This window comes from Streptomyces sp. NBC_01016 (assembly GCF_026341035.1).
GTDB lineage: Bacteria > Actinomycetota > Actinomycetes > Streptomycetales > Streptomycetaceae > Streptomyces.
In genome coordinates, this window is the sequence record NZ_JAPEOQ010000001.1 from 572,988 (window position 1) to 586,263 (window position 13,276).

Genomic DNA, 13,276 nt, shown 5'->3' on the forward strand with positions numbered 1-13,276 from the left:
CCATGTGCACCGACGAGACGCCCGGCGACGAACACGGCATCGGCAGACGCGCGCTGCTCACGACGGGGGCCGCGGGGGCGCTTACCCTCACCGGCATGAGCTTCGCCAGCGCAGCCGATGCCGCCGATGCAGCCGAGGGCTCGCAGTCCACCAAGACGCTCAAGGGCACCCTGCCGCCGGGCGCGCCCGACTACGTGTACCTCCCGGTCGAGGTGCCCTCAGGGGTACGCGAGATCAAGGTCTCCTACACGTACGAGAAGGCCACCGGGCTCCCGGCCGGTACCCAGAACAACGCCCTCGACATCGGTGTCTTCGACGAGCGCGGCACGGAGCTCGGCGGCAAGGGCTTCCGCGGCTGGTCCGGCGGCGCCCGCACCGAGTTCTTCGTCCGCGCCGACGACGCGACGCCCGGCTACATCCCGGGCCCGGTCCGCCCCGGCACCTGGAACATCGCGCTCGGCCCGTACACGGTGGCGCCGGAGGGCCTGCCGTACGAGGTGACGGTGACGCTGACGCACGGGAAGCCGGGCGAGACCCCCCGCCCGACGTACCCGCCGGAGCGCGCCCGCGGCCGGGGCCGCGCCTGGTACCGCGGCGACTGCCACATCCACACCTGGTACTCGGACGGCCGCCGCACGCCCGCGGAGATCGGCGAGCTGGCCCGCGCGGCAGGCCTGGACTTCATCAACACGTCCGACCACAACACGTATTCGTCCCACGCCCACTGGTCGGACGTGGCGGGCGACGACCTCCTCGTGCTGATCGGCGAGGAGATCACCACCCGCAACGGCCACGTGGTCGCCCTCGGCACCGCCCCCGGCACGTTCATCGACTGGCGCTACCGGGCCCGCGACAACCGCTGGGCGAAGTACGCGCAGCAGGTCCGCCGCGCGGGCGGCCTGGTCGTCCCCGCCCACCCGCACGCGACGTGCATCGGCTGCGGCTGGAAGTTCGGCTTCGGCGAGGCGGACGCGGTGGAGGTGTGGAACGGCCCGTACACGCCGGACGACGAGGTGTCCCTGGCGGACTGGGACAACACCCTGGTCGCGTACGCCCGTTCAAAGGGCCGCACGGGCTGGATCCCCGCGATGGGCAACAGCGACGCCCACCGCGACCCGGACCGCGTCGGCGGCCCCCAGACCGTGGTCCTGGCGGACGACCTGACCCGCGAGGCCATCCAGGCAGGCATCAAGGCGGGCCACTCGTACGTGGCCGAGTCCTCGTCGGTCGAACTCACCTTCACGGCAACCGGCGGCAAGGGCGAGGTGGCGGGCATCGGCGACCGCCTGACCGTCGCCCCCGACACCCCGGTCACGGTGCACCTGAAGGCCAAGGCAGCACCCGACTGCACCCTCCACATCGTCACGGACCAGGGCACCCTGTTCACGTCGGCGGCGGGCGCGACCTCGGCGACCTGGACGACGACCGCGTCCTACGCGGCGTACGCACGAGCGGAAATCCGCCACACCCCCACGACCCAGGGCCTCCCCGGCCCCCTGGCAGCCTTCACGAACCCGATCTTCCTGGGGGACTGAGGCGCCCTAGGGCTCCTCCACCACCAGCACCGGCGTCTCCCGGTTCAGGATCTCGCCGCGGAAGAACGCCGGGCTGCGGCGGCCCATCACCAGCATGATGACCACGCCGACGAGCAGCAGGCCGACGCCGATCACGAAGACCGAGCCGATGCCGAGGACCGAGGAGCCGCTGCCGTACGCCGGGTTCCACATGTCGACGAGGGTCTTGATGAAGACCGCCGACAGGAGGACGCCGCCGAGCAGCGGGAAGAGGCCCTTGAAGGTGAAGTCGCGGACCGAGCGGCGCAGTTCCGCCTTGAAGTACCAGGCGCAGGCGAAGGCCGTCAGGGCGTAGTAGAAGCAGATCATGAGGCCGAGCGCGTAGATCGTGTCGACGAGGACGTGCTCGGAGACCAGCGTCATGACCGTGTAGAAGACGGCCGTGGCGACGCCCGCCGTGACCGTCGCGCGGCCCGGCGTGCGGAACTTCGGGTGCACGCGCGCGTACGACGCCGGCAGCGCCTCGTACGTCGACATGGCGAGGACCGTGCGGGCGACCGGGATGAACGTCGTCTGGAGGCTGGCCGCGGCCGAGGCGAGGACGGCGACGAACAGGAGGATGCCGAGCGTCGGGCCCATCACCGGGCCCGCGAGCGCCGCGAAGACGTTGTCGGACGTTTCCGGGTTGGCGAGTCCGAGGCCCTTGTCGCCCGAGCCGACGATCATCTGCGCCGCGACGCCCGTCGCCAGGTACGAGCCGACCAGGACGACCATCGCGATGAGCGCGGCGCGCCCCGGCGTCTTGTCGCTGCCGATGGTCTCCTCGTTGGCGGTGAGGCAGGTGTCCCAGCCCCAGTACATGAAGATCGAGAGGGACAGGCCCGCCGTGAACGCGCCGAAGGACTGCACCGAGAACGGGTTCAGCCACGACCAGGAGAAGTCCACCGAGGTCCCGGCGAAGTCCGCGGAGCCCGCCTTGGCCACCGCCATCACGACGAAGACGGCGAGCACCACCAGCTGGAGCCCGACCAGCGTGTACTGCACGCCCTTCGTCGCGGTCATGCCGCGATAGCTGATCGCCGTCGCCGCGGCGATCAGGGCCAGGCACGTGAGGATGTGGACGGCCTTGTTGTCGTCGAGCGCCACCACCGAGGCGTTGTTGCTGATCTCGCCCGCGAGCAGCCAGAAGTACGAGGTCGCGACCCCGGCGAGGTTCGACAGGACGATGATCGTCGCGATCACCAGGCCCCAGCCGCACATCCACCCGACGCGCGGCCCGAACGCCTTCACGGTCCAGGTGAAGGACGTGCCGCAGTCCGGCATGACCTTGTTGAGCTCCCGGTACGCGAAGGCCACGAGCAGCATCGGCAGGAAGCCCGCGAGGAACACCGCGGGCATCTGGAGGCCGACCTCGCCGGCCGTGGAGCCGAGCGTGGAGGTCAGGCAGTAGACCGGGGCGACCGTGGAGACGCCGATGACGGCGCTGCCGAGCAGCCCGACGGAGTTCCCGCCGAGGCCCTTGCCCCCGCCGCCCCCGGTGGTGTCTGCGGCCCGCCCCGTCGAGGGCCCTGCGTCCAACTGAGTCATGAACAGGACGTTAAGTCCTGCGGTTTCCGCATCTAGTTGGATCTGGCAGGAATTGTCACAGCCGTGACGGCTGGTTATCCATGGGCAATTCGGGCGTGCGCCCCATCATCTCCAGGCGCACGACTCACCCTACCGGCAGATAGCAAGGCAGCGGGCCCGGCGTTCGATATTCGGTAATCGAAGCCGGGCCCGATTTCGCCCGATTCAAAATTTTCCCGTGCCGATTGCGTCACGCGCGCCCCGCCGGGCGGCCCCCGCCACGGAACCGGCTGACGGCGGTGGGCACCGCGTAGATCAGGGCGAGCGTCAGGAGCGCGAGGATCGCCATCAGCGCGGGCGTCCCGGGCGAGATGCAGAGGGCGAGCACGACCGCGGCCCCCAGACCGGCCCAGAACGCCAAGTACTCGCGGTCGTTGCCACCCCGCCGGTACAACAGGACCGCCCTGGAGATCAGCACGACGACGGCGGCGCCGTCGATCAACGCCGACACGTTGGGGAACTTCACCAGCGCGGCGAACCCCGCGGGCACCAGCCACAAGAGACCGAGCAACGGACGCCCCGGCAGCCCGGGACCCCCGTCGTGCCGCTCGGCGGTACCGCGCGGGGGCGGCCCCGACACCGGCCGCGCCCCGTACGCCGCGGGCTGCTGCCGCCCGTACGAGGAGGACCAGGCATCGACCGTCGACTGCTGAGCGTCGCCGTGGAACCCGGCGTGGCCCCCGTGGAGCGCACCGCCCGGCGGGGTCGAGTACGGCGTCGAGGGCTGGGCCGGGAACGGTGCCGGGGGCGGTGTCGAAGGCGGCGGCGGGGACGCGGGGCCGACTCCCGGCCCCCGCGTGGCCGCGTCGTGGAAGTCCCCGCCGCTCGGCCCGAACACGCCGCCCGCGTCCGGCTGCGTGGACCCGGGGCCGGCCTCGGCCCCGTGCATCACCGTGTCGGCCCGCGCCTCCAGGTTCAGGAGCTGCCCCGACGTGCGGGCGATCAGCGAGACGACCTGCGCGGGCAGCCACGTGTCGCTCGTGGCGTCGCGGGTGCGTGCCTGGGCGACGAGCTGACCCGCGTCCGGCCGCCGCTCAGGCTCCGGGTCGAGGCAGTGCCGGATGAGGTTCCGCAACTCCTCGACCACACCCGGGAGCTGCGGGTCGAGGCTGCCCCGGTGCGGCTGGACGCCGGTGGCGGCGAAGGCGAGCGTGAGCCCGTAGCTGTAGACGTCGGTCGCGGCGGTCACCTTCTCGCCGTACGCCTGCTCCGGCGACATGTAGGCCGGGGTGCCGATCCGCGCCCCGGTCGAGGTGAGGCCCGCCGTGGTGAGACCCGCGTCGAGCGCGGCGTGCACGATCCCGAAGTCGATGAGGCGCGGCCCGTCGGCCGACAGCAGCACGTTGGACGGCTTGAGGTCGCGGTGCACGAGCCGGTCGCCGTGCACATGCTCCAGGGTCTGCGCGAGATCGGCCGCGAGCCGCCACAACGATTCTGCGGGCAGCGGTCCGAACCGATCCACCGAGTCCTGGAGGGAGGGCCCCGACACGTACTCCGACGCGTACCAGGGATGCCGCTCCTCCAGACCGGTGTCGACGACCGGCACCGTCCCCGGCGCCCCGACCCGCCGCACGACGTCCGCCTCGCGCCGGAAGCGCTCACGGAAGCCCGGTTGCGCCGCCATGTCGGCGTGGATGAACTTCAGCGCGACGGAGCGGCCTCCCGCGTTACGGGCGAGATAGACCCGCCCCATGCCGCCCTCACCGATCCGGCCGAGCACCCGGTACGCACCGACCGTGCGCGGATCCTGCGCCTCCAGCGCCTGCATGGAACCCCCGGTTCCGCCGTAGTGACCATCTACAATTGCGCATTTTCACATGCTCAGTTGTAGACACGCAGGAGAGCGGTCCGAGGGTTCCGTGGGGCTGGTGGTGCTGTTGCGGCCGATGGTGTTCACCCGGCCTATGGTGATGGTGGCCGATGGTGATGGCGCGCTATCCCGGCCAGACGATCGACTGCCACTCGCTGTACGCGTGCAGGGCGTACGAGCCGACGTCCCGGCCCACCCCGCTCTTCTTGAAGCCGCCGAACGGGGCCTCCATGTTCCGGCCGATGGTGTTCACGCCGACCCCGCCGGCCCGCAGCCGCCGCGCGACCCGGAAGGCCCGCGCGACATCGCCCGACCACACGTAGTCGATGAGGCCGTAGTCGGAGTCGTTCGCGAGCGCGATCGCCTCGTCCTCGTCGCCGTCGAACGGGACCACGGCGACGACGGGCCCGAAGATCTCCTCGCGCACCACCCGCATGTCGTTGGTGCAGTCGGCGAGCAGGGTGGGAGCGACGTAGAACCCCTCGTCGAGACCGGCCGGACGCTCGCCGCCCGCGACGACCGTCGCACCCTCCTTGCGCCCCAACTCGACGTAGGACTCGACCCGTTCCCGATGTGCCGCCGAGATGACGGGCCCGACGACGGTCCCCTTCGCGCGCGGGTCACCGACCTTCATATAGCCGATGTACGCGGTGAGCTTGGCGACGAACTCGTCGTACACGGACCGGTGCACGATCGCCCGCGTCGGGGCCGTGCAGATCTGTCCGCTGTAGAAGGCGTACGTGGTGCCGATGCCGGCCACCGCCGAGTCCAGGTCCGCGTCGTCGAGGACGACCGCGGCGCCCTTGCCGCCCAGCTCCATCAACTGCCGCTTCATGGAACGGCCGCAGACCTCGCCGATGCGCTGGCCTACGGCGGTGGAGCCGGTGAAGGACACCATGTCGACGTCCGGGGAGTCGACGGCGGCCTCGCCGACGCCGACCTCGGTCCCGCTGACGACGTTCACGACACCCGCCGGGACGCCCGCCTCCTCAAGGGCCGCCGCCATCCGGAACACGGACAGCGGATCCTGCGGCGCGGGCTTCACGACGACCGTGTTGCCCATGGCGAGCGCGGGGGCGACCTTGCCCGCCGGGTTGGCCCACGGGTTGTTGTAGGAAGTGATGCAGGTGACGACGCCGACCGGCTGGCGCACGGCGAGCGCGCCCGTCACGCCCGCCTTCCCCATCGGCCCGGCCTCGTTGATCTGCGGCGTCATCGCCTCCTCGACCGGTTCCAGGGCCCCCTTCGCGTACCGCCGGAACCGCGAGACGCCCACGCCGACCTGCATGCCGCGCGCGGTCCCTGTCGTCGCCCCGCTCTCGGCCTGCGCCAGCCCGGCGTTGGCGACGAAGTCCCGCTGCATGAGGTCGGCGGCCCGGCCGAGAATCGCGGCCCGCTCCTCCGGCTTCGTACGCGACCAGGACCCGAAGGCGTCGCGGGCCGCGCGCGCGGCGTCGTACACCTGCTGCCGCGAGGCCTCGGGGGCGTGCCCGACGACGGACTCGCGCGCCGGATCGACGACGTCGTAGTGCCCGGCCTCGGGCTCGACCCACTCGCCGCCGATGAACAGCCGCTGTGATTCGCTCACTTGGTGCTCACCGTCCGCGTATCGGCACCCGACCGCAGCACCTTCCCGGGCACGGCACCACTCACGACGTCCTCACGCATGGCCTCAACCCCGTTGACCCACACGGCAGTTATGCCGATGGCCTTGGAGTCGAGCCGCGGGCTGTCGCCCGGCAGATCGTGCAGGAGAGTCGCCTTGCCGGCATCGATGGTCTCGGGATCGAACAGCACGAGGTCGGCGTGCCAGCCCTCCTGGATCCGCCCGCGCTCCCGCAGCCCGAAGAGCTGCGCGGGATCATCGGTGAGCATCTTCACCGCCTCCTCCAGCCCCAGCAGCTTCCGTCCCCGCAGGCAGTCCCCGATGAACCGGGTCGTGTACGGCGCACCGCACATCCGGTCCAGGTGCGCGCCCGCGTCGGACCCGCCGAGCATGACGTCCTCGTGGCTCCAGGTCTCGGCCCGCAGCGCCCAGGAGTCGGGGTCGTTGTCGGTCGGCATCGGCCACAGCACGGTCCTCAGCCCGTCGTTGGCGCAGATCTCGACGAGACACTCGAAGGGCTCCTGCCCCCGCTCGGCGGCGATGTCGTTGACGACCCGCCCGCTCAGACCCTCGTTGGCCTCGGAGTACGTGTCCCCGATGACGTAGCGCCCGAAGTTCGCGAGCCGCCGGAAGACGCCGGCCTCCTTGCTGTCGGCGCGCCGCAGCATCTCGCCGCGCACGTCGGGGTCGCGGAGCTTGGCGATCCGCTCATCGACGGGCAACGCGAGGATCTCGCCCCACCCGGGTATCAGATTGAGCGCACAGAACGTCCCGAGGGACATGTTCATCGGCGTCAGGATCGGCATGGTCAGCGCGACGATCCGCCCACCCGACTTCCGGGCCCGCTCGCTCGCCTCCAGCTGCCGCGGCACCCGCTCGGGCACGGAGGCATCGATGGTGAGCACGTTCCAGTTGAGCGGCCGGCCGGCAGCAGCGCTCATGTCCACGAACAACTCGATCTCATCGTCACTGAACTGATCGAGACACCCTGCCACGATGGCCTCGATCTGCGTCCCCTCGTACTCACCGACCGCCTTGCTCAGCGCGATCAACTCGGCGGGCTTCGCGTGCCGGGAGGCGACGGGCTCGCCGTCCCCGTCGGAGTGCGAGGACGACTGGGTGGTGGAGAGCCCCCAGGCCCCGGCGTCCATCGCGTCCTTCAACAGCCCGACCATCCGGTCGAGTTGCTCAGGAGTCGGCTGCCCGCCGACGGCCTCGGCCCCCATCACGTACCGCCGCAGGGCGCAGTGCCCCACCATGAACCCGGCGTTGACGGCGATCCGCCCGTCGAGAGCGCCCAGATAGTCCCCGAACGAATTCCACGTCCACGGAGCACCCTCCTCGAGGGCGACCAGCGACATCCCCTCCACGCGGGACATCATCCGCCGCGTGTAGTCGGCGTCACCGGGCTGCTCCGGGTTCAACGGGGCAAGCGTGAAGCCACAGTTGCCACCGGCGACCGTCGTCACCCCATGGTTCAACGAGGGGGTGGCATACGGATCCCAGAACAACTGGGCGTCGTAATGAGTGTGCGGATCGACGAACCCGGGCGCGAGCACGAGCCCCGAGGCATCCTCGGTGCTCCGCGCCTCCTCGGCGACCTTTCCGGACTCGGCAACAACGGCAATCCGCCCGTCCCGAATCCCGACATCAGCAACAAACCCGGGCGCCCCGGTCCCGTCGACAACGGTGGCGCCCTTGATGAGGTGGTCGAGCATGAGTGGTACCCCCAACGATCAAGCCCCTGCGGCGATTGAGCAGCGGGGTCCGGGGCAGAGCCCCGAGTCGTGTGCAACGACAGGGCCCCGGCTCTCCCGTCCGGGAGGGGGAAAGCCGGGGCGGCTCAAACGGACTACGCAGCCGACCTGAACCTGGTCGTCCGGTGCACCGGATCCGTGTCGATCTTCGGAATCACGTGCTCCCCGATCAGCTTGATCGAATTGAGCGTGTCCTCATGCGACACCCCGATCGGCAACCCGAACGACAACTGATCGGCGCCCGCCTGCTCCCACCGCTTGCACTGCTGCAGCACCTCGTCCGGGTCCCCGCAGATCATCAGCTCCTCGGCGATGAGCAGCTCGATGATCTCCTCGGAGTAGTCCGGGAGCAGCTCGGGCCACTCCGGTATCCCCTCCGGCCGCGGGAACGTGTCGTGGTACCGGAACAGCAGCGACTGCAGGTAGTTGAGCCCGCCGCCCACAGCGATCTGCACCGCCTTCTCGTGCGTCTCGGCACAGATCGCCGTGGACGTCACCATGACGTTGTCGTTGACGAAGTCACCGATGGGGTCCGGGTCCTGGATGGCGGTCTTGTACTGCTCGAGCACCCACTCCATGTCGGAGACCTTCTGCACGCTGAAGCCCAGCACGCCGAGCCCCTTCTTGGCCGCCATGGCGTACGACGGCGGCGACCCGGCGGCGTACCACATGGCGGGGTGCGACTTCCCGTACGGCTTGGGCAGGATCTTGCGGGGCGGCAGCTCCCAGTGCTTGCCCTTGAACCCGACGTACTCGTCCTGGAGCCACATCTTCGGGAACTCGCGGATGGTCTCTTCCCAGATCTCCTTGGTGTAGTTCATGTCGGTCACACCCGGCATGAACCCGAGGATCTCGTGGGAGCCGGCGCCGCGCCCGCTGCCGAACTCGAACCGCCCCTCGCTGAGGTGGTCGAGCATGGCCACCTTCTCGGCGACCTTCACCGGGTGGTTGACCGGCGCGAGCGGATTGAAGATGCCGGAGCCCAAGTGAATGCGCTCGGTCGCATGGGCCAGGTACCCGAGGAACACATCGTTCGCGGAAAGGTGCGAGTACTCCTCCAGGAAGTGGTGCTCGGACGCCCAGGCGTACTTGAAGCCGGACTTGTCCGCCTGGATGACGTACTCGGTCTCGTTCATGAGCGCGCGGTGCTCGGCCGTCGGGTCGGTCAGCGCCTGCTTGCCCAAGTATCCCTGTACAAAGAGCCCGAATTCCAAGGAGGTTCACCGTCCTCGTCAGTTTCTGACGCATCGTCAGATTGGTTGGATCGACTGTTCCACCGGACCCGCCCACCGTCAATACCTGACGCATCGTCAGCTACTGCTGGAGAGGTGGCCCGAAGGGTTCAAGCGAGAGTTCGATTCGAAAGGGGACGGGCGGTCACAGCACGCTGACGCCCGCCAGCCACCCGCCGTCCACGACGAACGGCTGCCCGGTGATGTACGCCGAGTCCTCCTCGGAGCTGAGGAAGAGCGCGAGCCGCGCGACCTCCTCCGGCTTCCCGACCCGGCCGAGCGGCACGAGCTTGCGGTACAGGTCGTCGAGCGCCTGGGCCGCCTCCTCGGTGTTGGCCTCGGGGTCGAGCTGGGAGGGGTTGCTCATGGCGGTGTCGATGGCGCCGGGGCAGACGGCGTTGACGCGGATCTTCTGCGCGGCCAGCTCCAGCGCGGCGACCCGCGTGAGCCCCACGATGGCGTGCTTGGTGGCGGTGTACGCGCCGACGTACGCCATGCCCGTCACCCCCGTGTACGAGGAGGTGTTGACGATCGACCCGCCGCCCGCGGCACCGATCTCGGGCGCGACGGTCTTGATTCCCAGAAACGCCCCCACCTGATTGACCTGAATGATCTGCTGAAACTCATCCAGAGGCGTCGAAACCAGCTCGTTGAACCGCAGAATCCCCGCGTTGTTGACGAGCCCGTCGATCTTCCCGAAGGCGGCCTTCGCCGAGCCGACGGCGGCGACCCAGTCCTCCTCCTTGCTCACGTCCAGGTGTACGTAGACGGCGTTTCCGTTGCCGATGTCCTTGGCGACGGCCTCGCCCTGATCGTCGAGCACATCGGCGACGACGATCTTCGCCCCTTCCGAGGCGAAGAGCCGTGCCTCCTGCTCCCCCTGTCCGCGCGCCGCACCGGTGATGAGGACCACGCGTCCGTCGAGCTTGCCCATGCGTCAAACCCCTTAACTTGTCGGTCAGTTGACGTCGGTCGGATGACGTCGATCGGATGACGTCGATCGGATGACGTCGATCAGGTGACGTCGTTCAGGTGCGGAGCGGTATCGGCGGCGAAGGCCGCCATCTGGTCGGTGAGTTCCTCGCGCGTCCGGCTGCGGAAGCGGATCTGGATCTGCCGGACGCCCATCGCGGCGTAGGCCCGCAGCGACTCGGCGATCGCCTCGCCCGAACCGGACAGGGTGCGCCGCCCGACGTCCCACGTCGGCTCGCCCATGTACAGCGGCTCGGTGATCGCGCCCACGGTGAGCGGCGCCTCGATCCCGGCCTCGGCGCGCAGCCGCCGCAGCTTCTCGATCTGCTGCGGGAGCCGGTCCCGCGGGTCGCCCTGCGGCAGCCACCCGTCGCCCTTGAGCGCGGCCCGGCGCACGGCGGGGGCGGAGGAGCCGCCGACCCAGATCGGCACGCGCGCCTGGGCGGGCCTCGGCCGCTGCCCAAGCCCCTCGAACCGAAACAACTCCCCCTTGTGCACGGGGAATTCCTCGGGTCCGAGCGCGGCCTTCAACGCGTCCACGCTCTCGTCGAGCACGGCGCCGCGCCGCGCGAAGTCGACGCCAAGCGCCTCGAACTCCTCCTGTACGTGCCCGGCCCCGACGCCCAGGACGAGCCGCCCGCCACTGAGGTGGTCGAGGGTCGCGTACTGCTTGGCCGAGACGAGCGGATGCCGCAGGCCGACGACCGCGACGTGGCTGAGCAGCCGCACGCGCTCGGTGATGCCGGCCAGGAAGGCGAGCGTGGCGACGGGGTCGTACCAGGTCGTCGACATGGCGTCGGCGAGCCGGCGCGGGATGGCGACGTGGTCGCAGCTCGCGATGTAGTCGAACCCGCTCCGGTCGGCGGTGCGGGCGACCTCTGCGAGATCCTCCACACCGGCGCCGGCCTCCCAGGGTTCGGCGTAGATGGCGCTCTGGGACTGAATCGGGAGCTGCATCCCGTAGGCGAGCGAAGCCATGAGAACCCCTGCCACTAGGTTTCCTGACGGTCCGTCACATTCGGCGGATGCGCAACATCCTGAGGTCTGACGGTGCGTCAGGCAAGAGTTCTCGCACGGTCCCACGCCACGGGGCTCCGCCCCGGCCCCCCGGGGCGGAGCCCCAAATCAATCCCCGCTCTGGTGACGAGAGCCCGCGGGGCCCCAAATAGAGCCCCTGCGGCGATTGAGCAGCGGGGTATGGGGCAGAGCCCCAAATAAAGCCCCGCCGGCGATTGAGGCGCGGGGTCCGGGGCAGAGCCCCGATCTTTCAAGCCCGGCCGGCGATCGAGGCGCGGGGCCCAAATAAAGCCCCTGCGGCGATTGAGCAGCGGGGCCCGGGGCAGAGCCCCGCGACCGCAACCCCGCCTCCGGGCACCGAGCACCGAGCACCGAGCCCCCGGCCCCCGCCACCCGGCCCCCGCCACCCCACACCCGCCCCCCGATCAGGGCCTCCAGCACCCATCCCGATCCAGACCGAGCAGGTCAATCGCATTGCCCCGCACCAGCCGGTCCACCACATCCGGCGCCAGGTGCCCCATCTGCGCCTCACCGACCTCCTTCGACTTGGGCCACGTGGAGTCCGAGTGCGGATAGTCCGTCTCGTACAGAACATTCCCGACCCCGATCGAGTCGAGGTTCTTCAGCCCGAACGCGTCGTCGAAGAAGCAGCCGAAGACGTGCTCGGCGAAGTACTCCGACGGCGGCTTGCGCACCTTGTCGGCGACGCCGCCCCAGCCCCGGTTCTCCTCCCAGACCACGTCGGCCCGCTCGAGGATGTACGGGATCCACCCGATCTGCCCCTCCGCGTACATGATCTTCAGGCTCGGGAACCGCTCGAACTTGCCGCTCATCAGCCAGTCCACCATCGAGAAACAGCAGTTGGCGAAGGTGATGGTCGACCCGACGGCCGGCGGCGCGTCCGGCGACGTCGACGGCATCTTGCTGCTGGACCCGATGTGCATGGCGATGACGGTCCCGGTCTCGGCGCACGCCGCGAGGAACGGATCCCACTCGTCCGTATGGATGGACGGCAGCCCGAGATGCGGCGGAATCTCCGAGAACGCGACCGCCCGCACCCCGCGCGCGGCATTGCGCCGCACCTCGGCCGCCGCCAACTCGGGGTCCCACAGCGGTACGAGGGTCAGCGGTATGAGCCGCCCCTGCGCCTCGGGCCCGCACCACTCCTCCACCATCCAGTCGTTGTACGCCCGGACGCCGAGCAGCCCGAGCTCCCGGTCCTTGGCCTCCGTGAACGTCTGCCCGCAGAAGCGCGGGAACGTGGGGAAGCAGAGCGCGGACTGGACGTGGTTGACGTCCATGTCGGCGAGCCGCTCCGGCACGCTGAACGACCCGGGCCGCATCTGCTCGTACGTGATGACTTCCAGCTTGATCTCGTCCCTGTCGTAGCCCACCGCCGTGTCGAGCCTGGTCAGCGGCCGGTGCAGGTCCTCGTACACCCACCAGTCGCCGATCGGCCCGTCGTCGCCGGGCGCGCCCATGACCGGCGCGAACTTCCCGCCCAGGAAGGTCATTTCCTTCAGAGGGGCGCGGACGATACGGGGCCCGGTGTCGCGGAACTTCTTCGGCAGCCGGTCGGACCAGACGTTCGGCGGCTCCACCGTGTGGTCGTCGACGGAGATGATTCGCGGGAAGTCGGCCGATTCCAGGGGAGTTTGAACGTTTCGGGTGCTTTCTGTCTCCGTGGTCTCCATGCGCTCACGGTAGCGCCGATCTGACGACCCGTCAGCTAGTGGGGACCC

The 13,276-nt window shown here is 69.9% G+C and carries 9 protein-coding genes; 1 reads left to right on the plus strand and 8 read right to left on the minus strand.

Annotated elements, in window-relative coordinates:
- Positions 1-2 precede the first annotated feature (2 nt).
- Positions 3-1,535, plus strand: coding sequence for a CehA/McbA family metallohydrolase (locus OG746_RS02730; RefSeq protein ID WP_266711252.1), 1,533 nt, complete (start codon positions 3-5; stop codon positions 1,533-1,535).
- 6 nt (positions 1,536-1,541) lie between these two features.
- Here OG746_RS02730 and OG746_RS02735 read toward each other — a convergent pair whose 3' ends face one another.
- The 8 genes from OG746_RS02735 to OG746_RS02770 all read right to left on the minus strand — a co-directional run bounded on the left by OG746_RS02735 (position 1,542) and on the right by OG746_RS02770 (position 13,228).
- A complete protein-coding gene (locus tag OG746_RS02735) occupies positions 1,542-3,101 on the minus strand; it encodes an APC family permease (protein ID WP_266711253.1) in 1,560 nt (519 codons plus the stop codon).
- 229 nt (positions 3,102-3,330) lie between these two features.
- Positions 3,331-4,908, minus strand: coding sequence for a serine/threonine-protein kinase (locus OG746_RS02740; protein WP_266711254.1), 1,578 nt, complete (start codon positions 4,906-4,908; stop codon positions 3,331-3,333).
- Between the two features lie 166 nt (positions 4,909-5,074).
- Positions 5,075-6,538 carry an aldehyde dehydrogenase family protein gene (locus OG746_RS02745; RefSeq protein WP_266711255.1) on the minus strand — a complete coding sequence of 488 codons (1,464 nt, stop codon included), beginning with the start codon at positions 6,536-6,538 and terminating at the stop codon, positions 5,075-5,077.
- Positions 6,535-8,274, minus strand: a complete 1,740-nt coding sequence (locus OG746_RS02750; RefSeq protein WP_266711256.1) for an N-acyl-D-amino-acid deacylase family protein — start codon at positions 8,272-8,274, stop codon at positions 6,535-6,537. Before OG746_RS02750 ends, OG746_RS02745 begins: the two co-directional genes overlap by 4 nt.
- Positions 8,275-8,408: 134 nt before the next feature.
- Complete coding sequence (locus OG746_RS02755; RefSeq protein ID WP_266711257.1) at positions 8,409-9,527, minus strand: LLM class flavin-dependent oxidoreductase; 1,119 nt, start codon at positions 9,525-9,527, stop codon at positions 8,409-8,411.
- Between the two features lie 163 nt (positions 9,528-9,690).
- A complete protein-coding gene (locus tag OG746_RS02760; RefSeq protein ID WP_266711258.1) occupies positions 9,691-10,479 on the minus strand; it encodes an SDR family NAD(P)-dependent oxidoreductase in 789 nt (262 codons plus the stop codon).
- Between the two features lie 80 nt (positions 10,480-10,559).
- Positions 10,560-11,495, minus strand: coding sequence for an LLM class F420-dependent oxidoreductase (locus tag OG746_RS02765; RefSeq protein ID WP_266711259.1), 936 nt, complete (start codon positions 11,493-11,495; stop codon positions 10,560-10,562).
- A 464-nt stretch (positions 11,496-11,959) separates the two neighbouring features.
- Positions 11,960-13,228, minus strand: a complete 1,269-nt coding sequence (locus OG746_RS02770; RefSeq protein ID WP_266711260.1) for an amidohydrolase family protein — start codon at positions 13,226-13,228, stop codon at positions 11,960-11,962.
- Between the last annotated feature and the right edge of the window lie 48 nt (positions 13,229-13,276).